We start from the raw sequence: 23276 nt of genomic DNA, 5'->3' as shown, positions 1-23276 counted from the left end.
TTATTATGAAGTCTAGACTAATTAAAGCTCAAAATCAACGTGAGAACGTGTTTCCACTTCTACTCTTGTCATTGACATCGAAACTGCTAAGGAGAAACATGCTGCTCAAGCGATTAACTTTCGAGGTATTGTCCTCACCAATCGTCCCATTATGTTTTCGAACGACCATGCGGGCTTTGAGCATTTAATAAACAGTATTCGTAAATTACAGAACATGCACAACTTGAATGACGTCGTTGTGGGAATGGAGAGTACCGGTCACTACTGGTTCAATCTCGCTCATTGGTTGATGAAACAAGGTGTTTCTGTTGTCCTTGTTAATCCAATGACGACCAAACGCAATAAGGAAAAGAGAGACAACTCCCCATCAAAAATGACCCAAAGGACGCTTTGGTCATTGCCGATGCAGTGAGCCGTGGGTTCTACACGCCCTTCTCTCCAAAGGAAGAAGCCTTCCGCCGCTTACGGTTTATTGTCACAAACAGAGAACATTGGGTTTGGGTTGTTAAATCCTGACGGATTAAGAACAGAATCCACCGCTGGCTGGATATCCGTTTTCCATCATACAGGCAAGCGTTCTGTGATGAAGTTGATTGGGAAATTCGCACGAATGCTTGTAGCCATGGCGCGAGAAGGACAAACTTTCTCCGCGGATAAGGTTCAACCACCACTAGCAGCTTAACAACTACTTTCGCAACCCAGACACGTAGATTAGCTCGTTCGCAGGATTTCACAAAGAAAGCACGGAGTACCGAGATTTTTACGCATTAGGGCATAGACCCGTTCCGTTAACGTTGATCGGACTCCACTCCTTGGATAGATAGGACGAAGGAATGTAAGGGCTTAGACCCGTTGAGATTTGGAAGAGTGAATCCCAAGGACCTTGTGGAGAGAGACGTGCAGCAAATCTTTCTGAGGAAGATGTTGTAGATAGACCAATACCTTCTATTCCCGCATGCCCTCAAACGGAACTTCCTAGCCCATGTTTTGTAATCATTTAAACTTCTATTTTAATCTGTATGTGAAATACTGCGAATTCACGAGTATTCGTGAGAATAACCTTATTCTCTGAGGAAGTTTAACGCGGAATATTCAGCTGCCGCGGCCAACTGCTCCTTGTTTCGTTCAACTATCGTTTTCCGTTAACTTAATCATAATGTTATTAAAACAAGGTTTACATTAAGTGTATGGTAATGCATTCCGGTACAAGTGACCTTCAGGAAGGAAAAAAGGGGAGTCTGGATCGTCTTGGAAGGCCCCATGGATTTTATTTTCTCCTTCATTAGCTACGATTACATAGGTCGATTCATCTCCCCTCTTTTTAACCATATCTCCTACCTTTAAGGTAGGAAAATTAGGGTCGGTACTAGCAACGTTTACTAACTCTTCAGTCCAGGTTTTTCCTTTATCTCTACTAACCGTACACAACTCCATTCTCGGCTCGTTTCGATGGTCATTTATATAGGAGAACACTGCGTCCAAAATGATTTGCACATCATTTTTGTCCATTTCGTGGCCGTAACCGACAGGCAATCTCCGCTCCCTTAGAGTAGCTTTTCGTTTTAGTCTACGTACTTTTCATTTCTCATGCAATACTACTCCTGTTTATATCCAGTAGAGTAAGACGTACCTTTTGGGTTTTGTTGCGCTATCCTCCCGATAGCATGATTCCAATCAACGAAAATAAGATGGTAAGTTTCAGCTAGGTCATCATAAAAATCTAAAACAGACTCCTCCACTATACTCACCACCTATTTGGATTTAGTAGTCTTCAAGAGTAATTTCGATTGTTCCGAATTAACCCCTTCTTTCTACCACAAAACTGCCCTTCTATTCTTACCCTGCCGTTCCATGCTGGTCTTGTATAACCCACTCTTCTGAATTTAATTTCTTCACTATTGAGCACGAATGCTTCGTAAGACTAATATTGCCATCCCTTAATCCATCGGATAGAAAATACGAAATGGCAAATTTCCAGCATGTGGCGCAGAACGCCTCGCCCAAGGGCTATGGCAGACTGCGCTCCATCACCATCCGTCTGGTTATCACAAACTGCTCTTGATAGGGTACTTTACTGATATCATGCTGCAGGCCGGTACCATTGCCACAGGGTGGGTCGGTCATGTCAGCGAGATCAAATGGACACTGGATGGATGATTTTAAGTGGATAAACTCGTCGGTCGCCGGTCCTGGTTGCCATAAAGGAGTTTGCATCCGATGTGCCAGCATCCCCCGGTTTCTGGCCGTCTTCGGAGACGTACATCAAAACCGTTACGGGATAAAATATGCCGGTTTTGCTCTCCTGTATAAAATGCGCTTTGAATCAGAGTAGCTTTCATACGGGGATGTGGAGAACTGATAGCTTGATTCGGCAACCAGATTTCTTGGAGTTTCTGTTTCTTGTTTGGCCAGTACAATTGAAGCAAGAATATACAGCATGAAGGCAATGATCGTGAGGATGAATCCTGATTTCTGGACCCGGCTTACGCCGCTTATCACACAGCCGGGCCCAAAAATCCGTTTAATGCTTCACATAAGTTCCTTGGCTAATCACTTACCAACCGTTATACATGTTCTTAATGCCCGGTATTTACGGCGTCGTCGGCAAAACTACGGCTCCATTCGCCTTGCCGTCAATGCCGAGAACCTCGATTTCATCGATGAATACCCAGACGTTGATCGGGAATTCGACTTTGACGTAACGGGCATACACTTTATCTGCGCCCGGAATCCCCGGCACGCCGTCTATTGCACCGTTCCATTTCATGAACTCGGCCGAAGCGCTGCCATGTTGTGTCGGAGTCGGGGAAACGGCTGCCAGCTTCCCCCAGGATTGACCATCCGATGAAACGGAAATGTCGGCGTTCTTAGGGAAATAGATGCCGGGTGCCGCATCCTGAAGGAAATGGGCTTTAATTTGGCCAATCGATTTGTCTTGACCCAAATCAAATGTGATCGTGCGGCTTCGTTCCTCAGGGTAGTCGCTGCCTGCATGTCCCTGCCACTGTTCGTTACGGAAATCCGCACCGCCGAATTGGCCGTTGGTAAGCTCATTTCCGGAATCGGGATGGTTAACGTTGGCAGGCTTGGAAACCGTATAACTCTGACCCAGAACCAGGTTGCTAAGTCCCCAGCCATCCGACCAAGCGTGAATGAGAACTTGTGCGTAGGAATCAAGCACGGATGCTATTCGAGACGATATTAACCCTTGCGCTTGGACGGCTGGGTCGTGAATATGCGCGAGAAAATCCTTCATATACGTTACGGCAACCGATGGATTGTTTTCGTCCAGGAGCTGTTTGATGATCTGCAAGCGATACGACAAGTCATTGCCAAAAGCCGGATCGATCTCGTTCAACGCGATATAACGATTGACAAGCTCCGCCATCGTCTCCGGAGATACGTTCGTATCATTCTTTTGATACTGTTTGGTTACGAATTGATACATCCAATCGTACAGAATTCGATTATTCGGGTCATTGCTTCTTGCGCTGTCGAGGAGCGCGACATTGCCTTGATAATAGGCTTTGTAGGCATCGTTCATATAACCGTAATCGACGCCGCCGTTCAAATAGTCGATGTAGCGGTCCCTGAACGCCGGAAACGAATTCATCCGTTCATCTAATTCCATCTCCACGCCGATGCCGTATTGCTTGGAAAGACCGGCCGAATCTTGAATCCGGGACGGATCCCCCGGCTCATCGAAGAAGTAGTTCGGCTGCTGCGCTACCGCGTCGAAGCCAAGCTTCTCACCAGCGAATATGCCTTTGCCGTAGAAATTAGGGATCCAGAAAAACTTCTGTTTTTCCTGATGGACAAGCTGACTCGTATGTTGGATGATCTTCGTATTGTTCTCATCATAGGGGTTGGCGCTTTCACTCATCCAATACATCCCGGTCAACTCGAGGCTGGAATAATTTTGCTCGGACCAGCGCTGTTTCACCTGATGCATATACCAATCGATAGCTTTTTGCTTATCGGCGAAAGCCGCTTCCTTGCCGACCTGATCCGAATTGAAGTTCTCCATCACGCCGTCTCCGTCAACATCGCCGAACTCGCCAACCTCATCGCCCGGGTTCGGAACCATCAGCACGACCTTTGTCTTGTGTTTCGGTTCGCCTAATTTTGCGCCGGCCTCTTTGGTCGCTTCATTGAGCTGCTGCATATCGCCCTGCGGAGCGAACGTTTTGTCCAGATACCATTGCCAATCTTCAAGCTTGGCATTGATGCCAAAATCCCTCTGCCCGTCCTGCGTCCTAATGCCGAGATAAAGAATGCCGTCGTACAACCAGTCGACCGGTTCGCCTTGCGTATTCACGTAGCTGATGTACGGGATGATCTTGTCTTTCGTCCAATCTCCGGCCCCGCTATCGTAATGTCCATTGTACAGCAGCGCAAGATTGCGGATGCCTCCCGTCGCTTTGCCGGGCTGCAGGTACGCCGGCTCCTCCGGCTTCAGCTTGACGGCGTGCTGAGCTTTATCGTCAATGCCCCAAATTTCGATTTCATCGAGAAAGGTCCACACTTGGGTCATGAACGTAACTTTTACATATCGCGTATATACGAACTCTGCATTTTTTTTCTCTTTCGGCAAGCCGTCAGCCGCAATATCCCAGACAAACGTCTGATCTGTCGGTGACCCCGGCAACCAGAGCGGGATCGCGGTGTTTTTGTGCGAAAGCGGCGCCCAATTCACGCCGTCATCCGACACGTACATGGAAACCGTATTCGGATAAAAAATACCGTTGCCCGTGTCCTGTATAAAATGCGTTTTCACGGCGTTAATCGATTTAAAATCCTGCAAGTCAAATACAACTTCACGGGTCATTCCCCGAAGGTGCCCCTGCCAGGCGCTATCCGAGAACTCCATCGATGCGTACACGCCATCGGTCAATTCATTTCCGGAGTCAGGGTAGCCCTCATAAGGAGCGGCGGAGAACTGGTAGCTTAGACCTGCAGCCAGGTTTCTCGGATCAGGCGTTTCTTGCTTGGCATATGCGCTTGGAGCGAGTGAAAATAACATGAAAGCGGCTAGCATGAGGGTGAAACCTCTTTTTTTGGCAGAAACCATTACAAAACCTCCTTAAATCTATAATGACATTAAATTAGCAGACGATGCCGGAGCTCCAATCGCCTTTTCCCCCTGCATAATTACAGTTATATAGCAAGACGAGATTGCGAATGCCGCCGGTCGCCTCTACTACCTGCAGGAATCCTGTCGGTTCAGGCGGAACGATTTACGCGCCGGCCAGCTTGCCATCAGCGCCCATAATCTCGATCTCGCCGATCAGCTTCAGTCGCTGTAAAACCCGGAGCGCTACCATCGCATTCTCGTCATCGCCGGCGAACGACAGATTGCCGGCGATCACCTTCGTTCTGTCTCCGTCATTCGAAGCGATTAATGCCGGCACGAAGTTCATCGAGGTAAGTACCAGCCCGTACTGGTCAATTTTTCAGTCCCCGTTCGTATCCTTGGTCGCCTTCTTCGCAATATCCAGAAACGTATCCCAATTCCATTCCCCTTTCTCATGCAATTCCTGCGGATCCGGCAGGCCCTCCTTTTTCATTGTTATCATTGTTCTCTTGACGGGGTGCACAGGGGGCGGAGGCGATCCCGCCAATAAGCCGAAGCCTTCACCGGCCGAGACAGATTGGGGGGATGAGCAGCAAAAGAGCGGGGAAGGACAGCAGGCACCGGAGGCGGAGAAAACGATCGATATGTAAGGAAAGCCGGTGCGCATCCTGTCGTGGGGACATGCCAGCGGCGAGAAGCGAATCGCTCTCGTGTAAGAATTGGAGGAGAAGTACAATACAAAGTTTCAACTCGATCAGATTCCCTGGGGTGATATTCAGGATAAGTCACAGCGTCCACGTAGCCGGCGAGCCGATCGCAGACGTCTTCATGCTGGAGTACAACTAAAATCCATTGCTTCTTTCTAACTCATTTCTGCAATACCTCCTCTTTGCTTATCCTTCCGCATTTGCCAGGTAACCCGGCGTATCCCGGGTTTCGCGGAAGCGATTACATTTTCTCCTCACCGATTATAGCACCCTGCCCGTTTCTATACTTTCACTATCGTTCAAACTTGTTGGGTAATTGTACGACCGGAGAATTAAACTAAATTAAGTACAAAGCTGATTCTGATGGCATAAAACACTCGATGTCCGAGAACCCAACATCGTCATTGGGGATAGTAGGAGAACAGTTTTTGCTACGGGGTCAATCCCCCTAAAAGCCGCACGTTCTCCCGGATATCCCATCAGCAGCCATTTCGCTCACTGAAACCCTTTATCTTGACTGACAACGATATGATGACGACCATAAGTGAATAAGATCATCGACGCACCCATGACAGCGCAAATCATATACATGGATGAATAAGAGAAAAGATCCGCGACTGGGCCCATAATGATACCGCCAAGCGAGACGCCTAAATCGGCCGTCGCAATGAATAACCCGATTAACACATTGCGATTCATCTGCGGCAATACGAAAGTCAAATACGTTGTTAGCGTAGGATAGAGAAGTGCCTGAGTGATCCCCATTAGAGCTGCGCCGACATAGAAAAAGATAGGTCCACCCGCTAAAGAAAAGCTTACACATTGTGCCGCTAAGGTTAATATAAGCATAATCGCTATGATAAAAGACATGTGCCATTTGCCGTCTGAAGGAATCTGCTTTCTCAAAGCTAAACGAGTCAAGACTACGGTACCCGCTTGAAGCATGAGATAGATTCCCGCATGGCCGCTCTTGATCTGCGTTGCGTAAAGCGGTATAAACGTCGTAACAGCTCCAAATACGATGGACGCCGCTAACATAAAGACGCTGCATGTAAATAAATGCGGATTCTTGACTAACTGGCTAAAGGACGCAAACATCGTCGCTCTCTGCTCCGTCTCGTTTGGAACAGGCTGAGCCTCTTTGTTTTCCATTTTGGCGCTAAATCCAAACACCCCTGTAAAGATGGCAATTGCGATCATGGCCAACGTAAAATAATTGTTATCCCCCGCTTGCCAAATGCCTAACGCCAATAAGGGACCAACAATACCCGGCATATAAGAACATAAGGAATAGAGTGAAATCCCTTCGGATCGATCGTTGTCCGGCAGTGAATCAATAATGCCTAGCTGTAAGGCCATGGAGAAAAAAGCTGTACACACGCCTTGCATAATGCGCGCAACCAAATAACCCCCTAAGCCAGTAAACGTGTAGAGGAACAAGGCAAATCCATTGATTATCAGAATCGAGCGCAGCACTTTGATCGGCCCATGCTTTTGAATCATATGGCCCGCCCACGGCCGAAAGAACATGGTGGTAAACAAATACGCCCCCATGATAATCCCGATCGTTGTATTGGTGGCTCCCAGCGATTCACCCTTCAAAGGGATAATGACATTCAGGATAGCATTGGCGCTAAAGTAGAACAGAGTTAATAGATATAACCGCAGAAATGGCCAAGACAGTGCTCCTCTCACAAATGCTGCTCCTCCTTCTATTTCATTCGTTACGTCATGATCATCTGCAATAACTGCTTTGCATACGCTGACTGAACGTCTTTTAGTTGTTCAACCTTAACCATTTCTTCGATTTGGCCATTTCTGATTATCATGACTCTATCGCAAATATAGGCAGCAGCCTGTATATCATGTGTGATGAAGATAAATCCCATGTTATACATGTTCCTTAAGCTTTTGAGCAATTCAAGCACCTGGAATTGAACAGATCCGTCCAAAGAGCTGATTGCTTCATCGAGTACAATGCATTTCGGTTCCGTGGAAACGGCTCTCGCAATACACACCCTCTGGGTCTCCCCTCCTGATAAGTCATGAGGATATTTTTTGCGATAGGACGGATTTAATCCAACTTGATCTAATAGAGCATCAATATTGTTTTGAATATCTCGCTTACTTATTTTTCTCAGGCGGAGCGGCTCCATGATTGCTTCTTCAACCGAGTAAAAAGGATTTATGGAGGACGTGTAATCTTGAAACACGGCGCTGATGTTTCCCGATCTCGCTCTTCGGTCCGTTACGTTCTTTCCCTCAAACCAAATCGTTCCTCGATTCGGCTTTTCAATTCCTAAGATTAGGCGCCCCAATGTAGATTTGCCGCTTCCGCTTTCCCCTATAATGCCAAGACATTCCCCCTGCTTGCATTCAAAGCTGATGCCTTTTAATACATGCTGTCTTTCGCTGGAAATGAATCCGCCCTTCCTATAGGACTTCTCTACACGATCAACGATCAGCAATGCCCTCACCTCCCATGATTCGTGAGAAATGCTGATTTAACGCGAGCTTGGCGGATACTAAATAACGGGTATATTCATGCTGAGCTTCTGAGAAGATGGCTTTGGTCGTTCCTCTCTCAACAATTTGTCCGTCTTTCATGACCAGAACCTCATCCGCAATCTTCTTCACAACCCCTAAGTCGTGAGAAATGAAGATCATCGAGCAGCCCATTCGTTCCCGCAATTGAATAAACTGTTCGACAACTTCAAATTGCGAAATCGTATCGAGTGCTGTCGTCGGTTCATCCGCGATAATAATGTCAGGCTCCAGTACGATGGCCAGTGCAATCATCACCCGTTGCAGCATTCCGCCCGACAGCTGATGGGGGTACTTGTTCATCACCTCTATCGGATTTTTCAGCCTAACGCTTGCCATGGCTATTTTCAAATTCGCCGTTATTTCCTCATGGCTCCAGCCAAAATGTTCAACGAGAGTCTCCTTGAGTTGAACCCCCACCACACAGGAGGGATCAAATGCACGCATACCATTTTGTAAAATCATGCTAAGCTGCTTGCCCCGTTTTTTTCTCATTTCTTTCTCCGGAATGGTGCTCAAGTTCTCTCCTTTAAACAAGATTTCTCCGGATTGGCGAATCCCTGTCCGATTTAATCTCATGATGGCTTTGCAGGTCACCGATTTTCCGCTCCCGCTTTCTCCCACAATAGCCAAACAGCTTTCTTGCTTAACACGAAAAGAACTATCCCGAACAATCACCTTACCGATGCTGCTATCCCAAATTTTCAAATGGGCAACTTCTAATACATTCGCCAATGGATTAAGCCACCTCTTTCTTATGCAGCTTTGCAGCCGAGGCTGCTGCATGTCCCTGAAGCTTACCTTTGAAGGTCATTAACTTGGGGTCTAAAGCAACCTGAAGCGCATCGGACAAAAAGTTAACGGCCGATACGACAATCATGATCGCTAAACCAGGCGCTGCCATGAGCTCCGGCCTTGAGAACATCACTTCCCTTGCTTCATTCACCATCATCCCCCATTCCGCATGAGGAGCTTGAATGCCCAACCCAAGGAAGGAGAACCCTGATATCTGCAAAATCATGGAACCAAATGAGCTGCTGGCAATCACCGCAATATCAGGGAGCGAAACAGGTATAAGGTGCTTAGCCATGATGTGCAAGTTGCTGACACCGATTGCTTGGGAGAATCTTACATAATCGGATTCAGCATACTGCATGACAGACGTTCGAATGACACGGGCGAACCATGCCCATTTGGTCAAAATAAACGCGATCAAAATATTCTCAAGACCTGCACCTAAAATACCGATAATCGCCAAAGTCATAACATACCCCGGGAACGAAAGCATCACATCGCAAATCCTCATGAATAAGGCATCCGTTTTCCCTCTAAAGTAGCCTGCAATAAATCCGATAACCGTTCCGACCCCAACAGATATAACTAATGCGACAAACACCCATAACACGCTGGGACGAATCCCATAAATCAATCTGGATAAGATGCATCTTCCCAGATGATCGTTGCCGAGCAGATAATCCCATGAGGAGGCTGCAAATCGAAGCTCCATATGGACTGCCTCAGGGTCATGCGGTGCAAATAATGGGGCAAATATGCCAATATGAATGGTGATCAGTACAATGGATAAGGATGCTCCGGCCAGCTTGTCTTTGATTAGATGCTTCCACATATTCATCTAATGTTCCCCTCTTGCTTTCGGGTTCATCGCCACGTTAATCAGGTCCGAAACCGTATTGAACAGAACGAATGCAGCTGCCAGTACAAGGACATATGCCTGGATCATCGGGAAATCTCTGCTTAGAATCGATTTCACACTTAAACTTCCTAGCCCAGGCCAGGCAAACACGTTTTCCACGACAACCGTGCTTCCCAATATAACGGGAATCGACATACAAAACACAGAAACGGCTACCTGCAATGAATTTCTAAGGATATGCAGCGTGATTTTCTTCTCCGGCAAGCCGCATGCCCTTCCATACAGGACATAATCTTCATACAAATTGCTCAGCATCGAGCTTCTTACGATTCGAAAATAGATGCCCGCATAACTGATCGTGATTATGATCACCGGTAAAACATAGCTTTTGTACGAGTCCATTCCGCTAGTCGGCAGCCAATCGCGCTCAACGGAAAAATACCAGATCAGCAGAGCCGCAAGCCCGTATGAAGGCATCGAGGTCAGGAAGAAGGAAACGCCTCTGACCGACTTGTCGATGAATTTGCCTTCTCTCAATGCGCAGATCACGCCTAAAAAAATGGACAGAGCAACAATGACAAACACGGATACGATCGTCAGCTTTAACGTATTGAGCAAAGCCGGACCTAGTAATGACCACACAGGTTGTCCTGTTACGTATGAATCCCCAAAGTCCAACTGCAAGCTTGCAAGGAGCCAGCGGATATAACGGATGAGAAAGTGTTGGTCCATCCCCAGCTCTTCTTTTGTCTGTGCAATCAATTCGTCTGTTATGTTGGGTACACCCTGCGTCTGCAGCACCGCTTCGGCTGGATCTAAAGGGGATAGATTGATCAAGACAAACGTTAAGAATGAAATGACCAATAGTAACGGAATGGATATGAATAATCTTTTAATGATATTTCTGCCCATAGAACGCTCCTTCTTCCCAACAAATAAAAAGAGGCTCATCACCTTCTTAATTTGTATGCCTATTCAAAGTACATTCGGTCAAACGGCAGTTCAAATTGCGTTTGTTTGAATGAGATGCCCTTTAATTCTTTTGGAGCAACGATCGTGACACTGCCATTGGTAATCGGAATAAAGACGGCTTCATCATGAACGATTTTCAAAATATCCGCATATAACGATGTTCGGTTCTTCTCATCCATCGATACCATCACCTGATCGATTTTTTTATAAAGTTCATCCGATTTCGCAATACCGCTTGTCGTATAATAATAGGAAGGCTTGGCAGTAAATGAGGCGATGGTACTCTGTGGATCATACGCGAGTCCCCATGTTTGATTAAACAATAAATCATAGTCACCGGTAGAACGCCGGTTAGCGATGGAAGACGATTCCTCGCCGATGAGCTCTAGCTGCATCCCGACCTTTTTCAACGAGTCCTGAATGAATTCAGCCTGTGTTTTTTGGGAAGAAGAATTGGTATCGTAATACAGCTTCATCGCCAGTTTGCTTCCATTTTTCGTTCTGACTGCTTGACCCTTTTCTAAAATCCATCCCGCTTCATTCAAAATCCTATTCGCTGTTTCCAAATCGTAACTTCGTTTCTTCAGATCGACATTGGCATAATTGACGTTGGCCGAGAATAAGGTATGGGCTGCTGATTCGGTGCCATTGAAAATTTGCTTACTGATTGTTTCTCGATCTATCGAATGCCAAATCGCTTCACGAACAGCCGTTTCATATACCGGACGGTCCGATTTACTGCTATTCGCAACGATCATTTTCGTATTCATTGCTTTACTTCTAACGATCTGATATTCGCCTGAATCCACCAGTTTTTTTATCGCTTCTACATCCAGGCTGTCCGTGCCTCGATCATCTGTAAATACAAAGTTGACTTCCCCTTTTTTCAAGGCCAAGAACGTCGTTTCCCCTGTCGCAAGAACCTTTGCGGTCAATTTCTTCACTTTCGGCGAGCCGCCCCAGTAGGCTTCATTGGCTTCAAACACGGCATATTGATCGACTTTATGCTCACTGAGCTTATAGGGTCCTGTTCCGTCGAAGCCATTCACGCCATTTTTTGTTTCCCCGTTAATGAAGTTATTGGGCGAGATGAATACATATGGTCTGGTCATGGACAATTCAAGCAGCGTTGGGTAATAGGCTTCCGACAGAACCAATTGAATCGTGTACGGGTCTAATACATTGCAGCTCACGAGCTTTGTAGACAACTTGATCCAGGAATGCTTGCTTGCATTGCTTTGTACGGCTTCGATATTCTTCTTTACTGCTTCTGCGTTAAATGGCTCTCCATCATGGAATTTCACATTTTTCCGAAGATGAAAGGTGTATACCATTCCATCATTAGAAACCTCCCAGGATTCCGCAAGCAAAGGCTTAATTCCATCTTCCGTGTTTTCCACTAAAGATTCGTACACGATCCCTTGAGCCGGCATTGAACCTGCATACAAATGGGGATTCATATCATTGATATCTTTCGCTGTTGCGTATACCAACTCTTTGCCTTTCTCCGTTGATTCTGTTTTCCCGGTATTACCGCTGCTGCAGGCTGCCAGCAATACAATGGAAACGATCCAGACCGTTAAATTAATAACCGTTCTTTTTAACATGTTATATCCTCCAATTAATCCGTCCTAGTTCAACGTCTTTGATCCCATACTTTTTCCGATTTCACTGCATATCATCTTCAAATCTTCTTCATAGTTTCGTACGACAAAGGCATCCGACAACCATTCACCTTGATGGGACTGAGCAAATTCACTTATTTTACGCTCGTAGGCAGCAATGAATTTATCGATGGTTGGACAGGGCGAATCCAGATATCTGGCTATGCCTTGTATGATTATTATCCGGTAATAATCTTCTTTGGGCATTCGCTGATGGTATCTGCATCTCCGAATATGATACTTAGCGAGAAATCATTCATGAACAGCGGCGGATGGACATGTTTTCCATGAACTCATTTGTTAAGTTGATATGTAATCCGCTTCCCAATTTTTCTATAACGAGACGTCCAAGTTCTATAGCCACGTCGGGATTGAATTTAATATACGCGATTACTCTCATGGCAATCTCTCCTTCCAACTGACGAGTTTAATAAAAGTCTATCCTTCTTGCGACGGTATGTTTGGAAACGGGTCTACGAATGCTAACGGCTCCAGCATCGTCTCGTCTTCCGTGAGCAAGCATGTGTCAAGCGACGCGGTCAGCGCCGGTCGATCCAAGCCGATACCGATGAATACGATTTTGTTTATCCGGTCACCCCAGGCGGGATGCCAATTATCCAGCAACTCAGGTTCATCCTGCAACACCTGCATTCGCTCGGCTTCAGGAAGCGCCGCTACCCAATGCCCTGCAGGGCCAAACTGGATGGAAGGTCCTGCCTGGCTGAGGCTTTGTCCCATGCTGGGGCGGCTGGCCAGCCATAAGGTCCCTTTGGCCCGGACGATGTCCGCCGGCCATTCTTCCATCCAGGCCATCAATCGCTGCGGATGGAACGGGCGCTGCCGCTCGTACACAAAGGAGGAGATGCCATACTCTTCTGTCTCCGGCGTATGAGAGCCGCGCTCCAGCTCCTGCATCCACCCCGCCGAACGGCTCGCTTCTTCGAAGTCAAACAATTCAGTATGCAATATCTGTCTAGGATCCAATCTCCCGTATTCCGTGCGAATGAACTTGGCCCGCGGCTGCAGCTTACGAAGCACGCCTTCGAGTTCGTTCAAATCATTCGGCCTGACACTATCGCATTTATTCAGGACCAGCACATCGCAAAACTCAATTTGGCTAATCAACAGATCGACCACATCGCGCGTATCGTCGCTTCCTACGGCCTGCTGACGGTCCAGCAAGCTCTCCCCGGAAGCATAGTCATGCCAGAATCGAAGCGCGTCGACGACCGTGACCATGCAGTCCAAGCGACAATATTGAGACAAGTCAATGCCTTGCTCTTCATCCTTGTAGGTGAAAGTCTGCGCCACAGGAACCGGCTCTCCGATACCAGTAGACTCAATCAGCAAATAGTCGAACCGTCCCTCTTTAGCCAGGCGCTCCACTTCCTGCAGCAGATCGTCGCGAAGCGTGCAGCAAATGCAGCCGTTCGACATCTCGACCAGCTTCTCATCCACTCGGGATAGTCCGCCGCCGTCTCGAATGAGTTCCGCATCAATATTTACTTCGCTCAGATCATTGACGATAACCGCTACCCGTAACCCTTGCCGGTTATTCAACACATGATTCAAAATCGTCGTTTTGCCTGCTCCTAAGTAACCACTAAGCACCGTTACAGGGATTGGAAAGTTATTTTGCTGCTCGTCCATAAATCCTCCTAATTATAGCGTAACTATTACGATTAAGACTTATTTAAAAACCAGACTTTGCGTCTGGATTTTAAACGTAATTATTACGATTATATTACGATCATTATATCTGTTCGTCAAGCTTCAGTTTTTGCAGCCTGTCCTTGCTCTTTTCGCTGCGCCGAGCATGTACCGAGGGAGTTCAGCGGCGCTTGAGTTTACTTAACGACCAACCAATTACGCATATGCAGTATGCGATATTGTTTGACTTATGACTCTCATAGAGCTAGCCAATTGTTAGACTCAGACTCTCGCGGGCGAACCTTTAGGTGTACATCTCTTCTAGCGGGATCGACCACTTTCGCAAATCAGAGTCGCGCCAAGTAATATCGGCATATTCACCATGATACCGCCTACAGTCCAAAATATATTCGCTCAAAATGGTTTTCGTGTGATGAAATAGAGCAATCGATAAGAAATCCGGCGTTCTTGATTATGCTAATATTGCTGTAACAAACTTTAATGGAGGGGAATGAACGATGGATTCCAACCTTTCAAAAAGCCGACTTTGGACGTCGCGTATTATGAGTTGGCTTGTTATTTTGTTTATGCTATTCGACAGCATAGGCAAATTCATGAAACCGGCCCCAGTCATAGAAGGAACCGTAAGCCTCGGTTTCGCCGAGCATCATATTGTTTGGATAGGATTGTTCGGACTCATCCCAACCTTGTTGTATGCGATTCCCCGCACTTCGCTGCTGGGCGCCGTGCTGCTGACCGCCTACTTCGGCGGAGTGGTTGCCACGCAAATAAGAATGGATGCCCCCTTGTTCACCCATACGCTATTTGCGGTCTATCTCGCCGTTCTGGCATGGGGAGGCATTTGGCTAAGGGACGAAAACGTGCGGAAGCTATTTCCGTTCAAAACGAACAGATAAACAAGTGATAGCGTTCGCAACTTGTTCGAGACGACCCCATTTGTACGTGTTGCCCAGCTTACCTTCGACGCTTGGCTGAATCCGGTACGACGGCCGAACGCGTGGATTCGAAAGCGCCTGGCAAGCAGCTGAAACAGACAAAGACGACCGCGCTGAGTGCGTCGGAACGGATCGGATCCGGAAGCGCTCAGCGACCAGAAGCCGAAATTAACGAACTTCGCAAATTCCCCATATGTGGGTTCCTGCGAATAGTCGACTTCCCTCTGGAAATGGGATCAGGGGCCGAATGCGAAGATGACAGCCCCAATCCCTTGTCATGACAAGGTTTTTAACTGCTTTTCATGTCGATTAGCAAGCTCTAATTACATCAGAGTTATCCATAGTTTCGGGATGTGCATCGTTTCTTAAACAGCAAAAAACGGCATCTCTGCCGTTTGCGCTTCTCGAATGCCGCTCGTACACACGATCCGGACACTATGAGTTGTTGATTGCGGTCCATCCATTTATTCGTTATCCTTTTCTCGGCATCGGATGCAATGGCGCATGGCGCAGCATCGGATACGTGGCGAATAACGCAGCCAGACTCACCGCCCCGACGCATGAAGCGATCGCCATCGCACTCATCTTGAAATTCGGCATCCAGTCGAACAAGGCGGAAATCGTGCCTCCATAATAAAGAAATATGCCTGCGACCGTTACGATCATAAACATGATGACGCTGCGGAAAAATCCTACCCGATACACAATGGCATAGCCGAAAAATGAAAGACCGAAGCATGCCATGCCCACCATCAGATCGATCCACAAATAGGCGAAGAAATGGTACTCTTCCAGAAACAACCTTGCAGCATGCAGAATGCCGGCTTCTACCGAATTCCATTGATAGATCGTGACTAGCGCGTATTGGCAGATGTTCAGACACAAGACGCTGAAAATAACGCCCCCTATGCCCACGCCGTAGTAAGCTTTTAGGAATTGCTCGCGCGTGCTTCCCATTCCGATCGATATCGGAAAGAGGGACTTGAAACCGGAGAGCCCGAAACCGGCGAAAAAGAAGTACGCAGGCCCGGATATCGCGGCAAGCGTTTCCCGATCGAGGTCAAAGACCAAGCCGGCGATGATCCATACGATCGTCAACGGAACGGTAATGAACAGCAGCAAAAGTTTGACAAAATACCAGCTCGCATCATTGTATATCAATCGGAATACCGCGCTCCGTGCGTTCATACGTTTACCTCCGCATCTTCCGTTATATTCAGCAAATAATTTTGCAAGTCCGCTTTCTCAATGGAAAGTCCATAGGCTTGCGCTTGCTCTTTCCATTGCTTCGAATATGGTGCGTCGAGCATCACCCTGATCTTCTTCGATCCCAACGCGCTTTGCTCCAGCACATTATGACCGTCAATAACGCTTGTCACCGCGTTCCGTTCGCCAGCCAACCATATGCCTTGCTCGCGGAACTCGTCGATCGGTTGATGGTGCAGCAACTTACCCTTGTGCATAACGATCAACGATTCGCAGAGCGTTTGGACTTCTTCAATATGATGCGTCGAAATCAGAATGAGACGAGGCGATTCCTCATGGCTTTCCCTTAATGCCTCATACAGCTTTCTCCGCATCCCGGCATCCAGGCCGTTCGTCGGCTCGTCGAGTATCGTTATGTCGGAATGGCTAGATAACCCGATAATAAACTGAAGCGCTGACTTCATCCCTTTGGACAGTTTGGATACTTTCTTCTTGCGGTCCAATCTGAAAGTTTCGACCAGACGGTCTGCCGTAACTTGATCCCAGTTGGCATTGAAATATTGACCGAAACGAAGCGCATCCTGCACCGTCCATATCGTGCTGAATGGATGATCCTCCTGCATGTAGCAAACATGCCGAACTGCCGCCGGGTTACCGTAAGGTGCCAAGCCCATAACTTGAACCGTTCCGCCGTGAGGCCGTTGATGACCGGCCAAAAGTCTCATCAACGTTGTTTTGCCGGCCCCATTGCGCCCCCACAGCCCTGCGATCACCGGCTCCTTCTCCTCAAACGATACTTTTTCGAGAACGGGAAAGTTATCGTACGAATAAGTCACTTCGTTTACGTCTATCATCATTACTCCTCCTCCAGAATCAACTGAACGACCGATTCCTTGCTTAATCCGATTCTCTTCGCTTCTTCCATCAAGGGAAGGACGAACTGTTCACGATAGTGACGCTGACGTTCCTTCAACAATTGCAGCTTCGCTCCGCTCTTTACAAACATGCCTATCCCTCGCTGTTTATAAATAATCCCTGCATCCACCAAAGCCTGGAGACCCTTGCGTACTGTCGCCCGATTGATGTTATAGAAGCGCGACAATTCATTTTCGGAAGGAATTTGTTCCTCTTCGTTCATTTCTCCCCCCACAATCTCGTCCATGATCATCTGGGCAATCTGTTGAAAGATTGGTTGGGATTCATCCAATGTCGGTTTCATCAAGGACCTCTTTTCTCTAAGAACGTTTGTGACGTTGAACGGTTGGTTACTCGTGTATCCAACTATACATGACTTTGAACTAATTGTCTATAACCGCTGCAGTCCAAATAAGCGAAAAAAAACCTCTACCTCAGAAGAGGTAGAAGGATGCCGAATGCGCCCGTCGCTAAACCGTTCCACTTGCTACCGTGGATCTGCCTGGCAGCGCCTTTCCTGCACCTCATCTAATCCTTCATATCGGTCAGGCCAGTATCGCCATGATTAAAACAATAATCTAGTAAATGGACTTTTGCTTAGTTGTCTGCCGTTTCTCTCTTCCCTTCGAATTAATAGGATATTAAGGTAACAACTTCAATACTAACACTTACATGAAGGGAAGGTGGCATTAAATGAAACGAGGAATGAGTTCTATGAGGGGCAAGCGAGGAATGAGTCCTATGAGGGGCAAGCGAGGAATGAGCCCTAAGAGGAGCATCTCAAATCCTGCTGCAGAAAAGAGCCTCTCTGCATTTAAGAAAAAGGTATCAATTAATCAGTTTTACAAAGACGTCATTCGTTTAGTCAATCTAGAAAGAACTAGTCGAGGCATCCCGGCATTAAGAGAATCGATTCTTCTTGATTGGATGGCGTATTACAAGGCAATAGACATGAGAGACAAAGGGTATTTTGGTCATGTTTCTCCCGTTTATGGCAACATGGGACAACAGTATACTAGATTTGGAATTCGATGGACCGCTTATGGAGAAAACCTTGCATATGGCTATACAACTCCACAAGCAGTTGTAGCTGGTTGGATGAACAGTCCCGGACACAGAGCAAACATTTTAAATCCAAACTTCACATACACTGGAGTCTGGTATACAACAGGAGGCACATTAGGACGTTACTGGGTTCAAGTATTTTGGAGAGGATAGTACAAAGTTGATGGTATCACGGTTGCATTCATCCCCTTTATAAGCGTAAACGTCAAACAGCCCTCATCATGACCGTATGGTGGGGGCTGTTTGACGCTTACCGTTATAGTGATATTGGAGCTTAAATTATAAAGAAACCGATTTGTTCCGTTTCCGGATATTCCATGGCGTACCAAGGAATGGCAGTACCCATCTGTCCAGCCCGTACCATCCAGCCACCTTCCAGCCCAGTACGATCCAAGTCGCAAGAATGAACAGCAGCGGGTTGGTGCTCAGCGTTCCTGCGAACAGGAAGCTCGCGTTCATAAATGCGCCGAAGAAGGCGGCGATTCCCGTCAATAAGCCGAGAATCAGGCCAAGCCCGACAAACAATTCGCCGAATGCCACGACGTAAGAGAATACTTTCGCGTTAGGCAGCACCATATTTTCCAAAAAGGTCGCATACCAGCTCGAGACGTCCTGACCGCTCTCCGCTTTCCCCAGCGCCCCCTTGACGAATCCGGTAAGCCCCGCCCCGGCGTTGCTGCCGACCCACTTATCGTCAGTCACTTTGTGCCAGCCCGCACTAACCCAAGCATAGCCTAAGTACAATCGAATAATTAACCATAAAAGACCGGATCTCGTATTATTGAAAAAGAAATTTGATACCGGGTTTTCGGGAATAACGATGTTTTTCCCTTGCAGTTCTTCTTTGATGGTCATTTGTATCAGCTCCAGTGTCATATTTTACCTATCATATTACACCGTTTTGAGAATTGAATCCAGATCTCCTTTAATTTCCGGCGGCAAAGTCGCTGTGGTCACAATATCGGATATGGCCAACCGATCCTAAAGGAGCACCGACATTAGTTTACCATGTTTATCCTTACTGTGTGTATTATGCCTCTATGGGAAATCATGTTTTACCTATTTCCGCCAAAAAGTTGAACAGTCTGCCTTATCCAAGATATTAAATTCGATCATTTTCTCAAGTAATGCGAAATCAACCGGACTATCCCACCGGATACGTACCAACTCCTTGGTGTGATCATAGCCAGCCTGCACAATTTCATCAGAAAAATGATTAATCCCTACCCTTTCAGGGGAAACAGCCAAATGATGTTTGGCTACGCTAAAGCCAATAATAAAAGTGCCGTGATCGGTAAACATAGGCTGATTCCACGCAATTTTTGGCAATAAATTTGGAAATTTCTTTGTTATCCAACCCATAACATCTTCCGTTCGGGCACGATGCTGCGGGTTATCAATACGCGCTAAATACTCTCCAAAAACTTCCATGTTGTTCCCTCCTAAGTTAATTATGTCATTCTGAGAAGCACCACAAACCCATTCGTCGCTAAAACTACTCACAGAACCGCTGCAATTTCACGTTATGCACCTTTTCGGCATAAGGAAGAATTAGACAATAGGGCCATCGCATACTGGTTTTATACGGACTAATTTCGATTTTGTCCCGAAACGACAAGAACTTGCCAGATTGTCCGAAGTTGATATAAACCGGCTGCAATCATGCAGCCGGTTTATGTTGATTCGGGTTAAGCAGGGTTCATCTATCGACCCAATAATTTAGCATTGCGGAAGGAGATGTTTTTGTACCGAATGCGGTTACTATTCCAACACCTTTTCAAACTTGCCGAACCATTCCCTCCAGCCATACTTGGCACCTTCGAGTCCATGAGCATTTGAGAATCCAGTTTGTTCGAGATGAAGGTTAACCTTTCCGTCCCCTAAATCCTGTAGCGTCCAGGTGACCGTATGCCGCTCGTCTCCGGTAGCCCAAGAATAGGACAACCGATTTGGTGCTTCCACAATGAGCACTTCGCCGTCAACGATTCCATCCCAATATTCGGACGGCTGATGGCGAAACTGAAAACGATGTCCCACGACGGGCTTAAAATCATTTTCCGTGATCCACTTTGCTAACTTGCTTGAATCGGTCAAGGCGGACCAAGCCTTCTCAATCGATGTCGTGTACTGAAAATCCAACGATAATGATAAACTCATTCTTCTTCTTCCTCCTCTAATAGTTGGTTCAAGCGCAGCATATTCATACTCCAGAATTTTCTGTAGAAATCCACCCAATCTTGAATTTCTCTGAGCGGAGAGGCGTTGAGCCTAAATCGCGTTTCTCTGCCGACTCTTCGATCAAGTACCAGTCCGGCCTCTTTGAGTATTGTCAAATGCTTGGATACCGCTGTACGGCCCATTGGAAACTGTGACGTCAACTCGTGAAGCGGCAACTCCTCTGTCTCTGCTAACAGACGAATCAGTCGGCGCCTAGTTGGATCTGCAATCGCGGCAAACACATCCCGCAACTGGTTGTTCTCGCTCACAACACCCCCTCCTTATGCTTTAACCAAGGGACAGCCCTTTCTTCAATAATCCATTCGTATTCATTCTTAACTAATACCCAAAAAAGGCATCCTTTTTGATATTTCGTTTTGAAATATGATTATTTTGTAAATGGCTAGAAATAGAATCTACCATTGACTTCGGTCCTGCAATAAAGTATTTACCATTGTTTTTATATAAGGCGTTAAACTTATCCATTTCTTGATGTAAGTCATCTCTTGAATCAAGATAAGTTACACTTATTGAAGTATTTTTAGCAATTTCATCAAGTTCATCTTTGTAGATATATGACTTTTTGCCATCCAAATAGAGTAGTTTTCTTTGTTTCTCGTCTCCATTCCCTTCTGCCTCTATTTGTTTTAGGATCGACCGAAATGGTGTAATTCCAATTCCACCTGCAATCAGAAGCGAAGGACTGTCATCTTGTAGATAAAAAGACCCTACAGGCCCACTCATCTTGACTTTCATTCCCTGGTTTAATTCTAACATCGCTTTCTTAAAATCACTTGGGTCATCACTGATACGCGTTGTTATTTTAACAATATTCTCTGTAGGAGCAGATGCCAAACTGAATGGTTTTGTAGCATTTTTTATGGTCTTATGAGTAATACTAAATAAACCATATTGCCCTGCTTTCCAGGTTAAATCTTTCTCTTTTTCAAATAGAAAAGAATATACGTCTTCTGATTCTTGGTGGCTTTCTAAGAATATCAGTTCTCTCTTTTTGAATATTGAGAATAAATCTTGAAAAAAACTCATTTCCCCGTCTCCCTTTTTTAAAAATTGCAAACCTTACTTATCTGAAATAGTGTACATTTGCTATTACGGATTCATCTAAAGAACGTGGTTTTCTCCCTGTAAAAAGCTAAAGTCATCGGTAATATCTTTTGATGTCCCCATTCTTGTTATAAAATAAAGAGCAACTGTCACATTTTCATCCTTTAGGTGAAACTTATCCAGGTTCCAAACTTTCCAATATGACTAGAAATGGACACCATTTAGTGTTATTTTAATTTTAGGTCACCATTTGGTGTCGTGTCAACAATATTTTAAACTCCACATGAAAATGGTCTACGTAAGGGTAAGCTCAGCCAGAAAAATAAAGATCAGGCTATAAACTAGCCTGATCTTTATTTTATATGCCTGGTTATTTTACCACTTCATAACGAAGTCTCATGGAACCGCTCGTTTCATAATGTTGGGTGCCAATGAGCTTCAGGTCGTTCCTTGCGGCAATGCTCTCCAGATATCTCTTGCCGCTCCCGAGAACGACAGGGTGGATAATCATGCTGATTTCGTCCACGAAACCGGCATTTAATAGACTCTGCACAAGGCCGGCACTCCCCGGAACGATGATGCTGCCTTCGATGTCGCTCTTAAGCGCAGCTATACGTTCATTCAAATCGCCGGCGAGCAGGGAGATTGTGTCGCCGAAGTCCCCCCATTTCACTTCCGTAAGCTCGCGATTGCGCGTGGCCACATACTTGGGAGTCTTGTTCATGGCTTCGGCGAACTCCCCCTCTTGGTATGGCCAATAGCTCGCAAGGCCTTCGTAATTAACCCACCCCATCAAGATGGCGTCAGCTTTCTGGAACATAACCAGATTGTCGTTGGTGGAGTCTATAATTCCGGGCATTGCCCAACTCACCATGTTATTCTCGTCATCTTGCGGTCCTGTAAAGATACCATCCAACGTGCAGCTTACCGATGCAATAATTTTACCCATCTATATCTCCTCGATTCTAATTAGTTAGGTTGACATTAATTTGTTATATGATATATTTGCACTGTATAAGCAAACCTCATGGATCTTCCAGCCGCGCGGCATCCCAATGACTTGCGGCGGGGACCCGGAGGTTTTTTTCATTTGAAATCAATCAACTTTGCAACAAGCTTATCTAACGACTGGTTCATGCCTATGATGGCGTTTTTCAGCATCTCTCCGGCCGTCCATCCGTACTCCGTAATCTTAAGCTCCGTTCGTTCGCCTATGGCGATAAATTCGATAACGAACTCGATATTCCGCGGAAAATCCGACGGGATGCCCACTTGAACCGGGTCGATGGCGTTTCCGTCTCGGTCGGATAAGTATGAAGTGAATTCAAGCCGCTTCATCGGCACGATTTTCTTATACACGCCAGCCGAGTACGACTCCATGCCGCCGTGCGTATCCGGAGCGCGCATGCAGAACACGTATTTCCCGCCTTCGCGAAAATCGATCTCGCATCGAGGCGAGGTATAGTTCGTCGGCCCCCACCATTTCATGACCAGCGTCGGATCCGTCCAAGCCTTCCAAACTAGTTCTACCGGATAATCAAATTCGCGCGTAATGACAATATCTTGCTTGTTGGGACTTGCATTCAT

General features: G+C 46.4%; 25 protein-coding genes and 1 pseudogene. 4 read left to right on the top strand and 22 right to left on the bottom strand.

Going from position 1 to position 23276, the window contains the following annotated elements:
• The first annotated feature begins 70 nt into the window (after window positions 1–70).
• On the top strand, window positions 71–412 hold the full coding sequence (locus L1F29_RS17385; RefSeq protein ID WP_309252418.1) for an IS110 family transposase: 342 nt from the start codon (window positions 71–73) through the stop codon (window positions 410–412).
• On the top strand, window positions 409–516 hold the full coding sequence (locus L1F29_RS17380; RefSeq protein WP_258389718.1) for a hypothetical protein: 108 nt from the start codon (window positions 409–411) through the stop codon (window positions 514–516). The genes L1F29_RS17385 and L1F29_RS17380 overlap by 4 nt, the downstream gene beginning before the upstream one ends.
• A 663-nt stretch (window positions 517–1179) precedes the next feature.
• Here L1F29_RS17380 and L1F29_RS17375 read toward each other — a convergent pair.
• From L1F29_RS17375 to L1F29_RS17320, 12 genes and pseudogenes are all read right to left on the bottom strand, one after another.
• A complete protein-coding gene (locus tag L1F29_RS17375; RefSeq protein ID WP_258389543.1) occupies window positions 1180–1533 on the bottom strand; it encodes a hypothetical protein in 354 nt (117 codons plus the stop codon).
• A gap of 1057 nt (window positions 1534–2590) precedes the next feature.
• Window positions 2591–5071, bottom strand: coding sequence for a DUF4855 domain-containing protein (locus L1F29_RS17370; protein WP_258389542.1), 2481 nt, complete (start codon window positions 5069–5071; stop codon window positions 2591–2593).
• Window positions 5072–5237: 166 nt separating this feature from the next.
• Window positions 5238–5420, bottom strand: a complete 183-nt coding sequence (locus L1F29_RS17365; protein ID WP_258389541.1) for a hypothetical protein — start codon at window positions 5418–5420, stop codon at window positions 5238–5240.
• A gap of 33 nt (window positions 5421–5453) precedes the next feature.
• Window positions 5454–5567, bottom strand: a complete 114-nt coding sequence (locus tag L1F29_RS34425; RefSeq protein ID WP_258389540.1) for an extracellular solute-binding protein — start codon at window positions 5565–5567, stop codon at window positions 5454–5456.
• 709 nt (window positions 5568–6276) lie between these two features.
• Complete coding sequence (gene cntE, locus L1F29_RS17355; protein ID WP_258389539.1) at window positions 6277–7476, bottom strand: staphylopine family metallophore export MFS transporter CntE; 1200 nt, start codon at window positions 7474–7476, stop codon at window positions 6277–6279.
• Between the two features lie 29 nt (window positions 7477–7505).
• A complete protein-coding gene (locus L1F29_RS17350) occupies window positions 7506–8249 on the bottom strand; it encodes an ABC transporter ATP-binding protein (RefSeq protein ID WP_258389538.1) in 744 nt (247 codons plus the stop codon).
• Window positions 8236–9111: a staphylopine uptake ABC transporter ATP-binding protein CntD gene (cntD, locus tag L1F29_RS17345; protein ID WP_258389537.1), complete on the bottom strand. Its 876-nt coding sequence runs from the start codon at window positions 9109–9111 to the stop codon at window positions 8236–8238. Before cntD ends, L1F29_RS17350 begins: the two co-directional genes overlap by 14 nt.
• Complete coding sequence (gene cntC / locus L1F29_RS17340; RefSeq protein ID WP_258389536.1) at window positions 9065–9958, bottom strand: staphylopine uptake ABC transporter permease subunit CntC; 894 nt, start codon at window positions 9956–9958, stop codon at window positions 9065–9067. The genes cntD and cntC overlap by 47 nt, the downstream gene beginning before the upstream one ends.
• Window positions 9959–10891, bottom strand: a complete 933-nt coding sequence (gene opp1B / locus L1F29_RS17335; protein WP_258389535.1) for a nickel/cobalt ABC transporter permease — start codon at window positions 10889–10891, stop codon at window positions 9959–9961.
• Between the two features lie 59 nt (window positions 10892–10950).
• Window positions 10951–12558 carry a staphylopine-dependent metal ABC transporter substrate-binding lipoprotein gene (cntA, locus tag L1F29_RS17330; protein ID WP_258389534.1) on the bottom strand — a complete coding sequence of 536 codons (1608 nt, stop codon included), beginning with the start codon at window positions 12556–12558 and terminating at the stop codon, window positions 10951–10953.
• Between the two features lie 24 nt (window positions 12559–12582).
• Window positions 12583–12825: pseudogene (locus tag L1F29_RS17325) on the bottom strand (opine metallophore biosynthesis dehydrogenase); the annotation flags it as partial.
• 228 nt (window positions 12826–13053) lie between these two features.
• Entirely contained in the window at window positions 13054–14265 is a 1212-nt protein-coding gene (locus tag L1F29_RS17320) for a GTP-binding protein (RefSeq protein ID WP_258389533.1), read from the bottom strand.
• 518 nt (window positions 14266–14783) lie between these two features.
• Between L1F29_RS17320 and L1F29_RS17310 the strand changes: the two genes are divergently transcribed.
• Window positions 14784–15182, top strand: coding sequence for a DoxX family protein (locus L1F29_RS17310; protein ID WP_258389532.1), 399 nt, complete (start codon window positions 14784–14786; stop codon window positions 15180–15182).
• 510 nt (window positions 15183–15692) lie between these two features.
• On the opposite strand, the gene L1F29_RS17305 is transcribed toward L1F29_RS17310, so the two are convergent.
• The 3 genes from L1F29_RS17305 to L1F29_RS17295 are packed head-to-tail and all read right to left on the bottom strand — an operon-like array spanning window position 15693 to window position 17646.
• Window positions 15693–16409, bottom strand: coding sequence for a hypothetical protein (locus tag L1F29_RS17305; protein ID WP_258389531.1), 717 nt, complete (start codon window positions 16407–16409; stop codon window positions 15693–15695).
• A complete protein-coding gene (locus L1F29_RS17300; RefSeq protein ID WP_258389530.1) occupies window positions 16406–17281 on the bottom strand; it encodes an ABC transporter ATP-binding protein in 876 nt (291 codons plus the stop codon). The genes L1F29_RS17305 and L1F29_RS17300 overlap by 4 nt, the downstream gene beginning before the upstream one ends.
• Window positions 17282–17283: 2 nt before the next feature.
• Window positions 17284–17646 (bottom strand): GntR family transcriptional regulator, encoded by a 363-nt coding sequence (locus tag L1F29_RS17295; protein ID WP_258389529.1) that lies wholly within the window; start codon window positions 17644–17646, stop codon window positions 17284–17286.
• 389 nt (window positions 17647–18035) lie between these two features.
• Between L1F29_RS17295 and L1F29_RS17290 the strand changes: the two genes are divergently transcribed.
• The gene (locus L1F29_RS17290) at window positions 18036–18560 is read left to right on the top strand and encodes a CAP domain-containing protein (protein WP_258389528.1); all 525 of its coding nucleotides are present in this window, start codon (window positions 18036–18038) and stop codon (window positions 18558–18560) included.
• 126 nt (window positions 18561–18686) lie between these two features.
• Here the strand turns inward: L1F29_RS17290 and L1F29_RS17285 are convergent, their stop codons facing one another.
• The 7 genes from L1F29_RS17285 to L1F29_RS17255 all read right to left on the bottom strand — a co-directional run bounded on the left by L1F29_RS17285 (window position 18687) and on the right by L1F29_RS17255 (window position 23276).
• Window positions 18687–19262, bottom strand: coding sequence for a DoxX family membrane protein (locus tag L1F29_RS17285; protein ID WP_258389527.1), 576 nt, complete (start codon window positions 19260–19262; stop codon window positions 18687–18689).
• Between the two features lie 204 nt (window positions 19263–19466).
• The gene (locus L1F29_RS17280; protein WP_258389526.1) at window positions 19467–19838 is read right to left on the bottom strand and encodes an iron chaperone; all 372 of its coding nucleotides are present in this window, start codon (window positions 19836–19838) and stop codon (window positions 19467–19469) included.
• Window positions 19839–20168: 330 nt separating this feature from the next.
• Window positions 20169–20564 (bottom strand): SRPBCC family protein, encoded by a 396-nt coding sequence (locus L1F29_RS17275; RefSeq protein ID WP_258389525.1) that lies wholly within the window; start codon window positions 20562–20564, stop codon window positions 20169–20171.
• The gene (locus L1F29_RS17270; protein ID WP_258389524.1) at window positions 20561–20893 is read right to left on the bottom strand and encodes an ArsR/SmtB family transcription factor; all 333 of its coding nucleotides are present in this window, start codon (window positions 20891–20893) and stop codon (window positions 20561–20563) included. Before L1F29_RS17270 ends, L1F29_RS17275 begins: the two co-directional genes overlap by 4 nt.
• Window positions 20894–20963: 70 nt before the next feature.
• The gene (locus L1F29_RS17265) at window positions 20964–21671 is read right to left on the bottom strand and encodes an FAD-dependent oxidoreductase (RefSeq protein ID WP_258389523.1); all 708 of its coding nucleotides are present in this window, start codon (window positions 21669–21671) and stop codon (window positions 20964–20966) included.
• A 388-nt stretch (window positions 21672–22059) separates the two neighbouring features.
• Entirely contained in the window at window positions 22060–22638 is a 579-nt protein-coding gene (locus tag L1F29_RS17260; protein WP_258389522.1) for a dihydrofolate reductase family protein, read from the bottom strand.
• 137 nt (window positions 22639–22775) lie between these two features.
• Window positions 22776–23276: an SRPBCC family protein gene (locus L1F29_RS17255; protein ID WP_258389521.1), complete on the bottom strand. Its 501-nt coding sequence runs from the start codon at window positions 23274–23276 to the stop codon at window positions 22776–22778.

It is taken from the genome of Paenibacillus spongiae (assembly GCF_024734895.1).
GTDB lineage: Bacteria > Bacillota > Bacilli > Paenibacillales > Paenibacillaceae > Paenibacillus_Z > Paenibacillus_Z spongiae.
The sequence above is the reverse complement of the archived record's forward strand: the minus strand, read 5'-3'. Positions and strand labels throughout refer to the sequence as shown.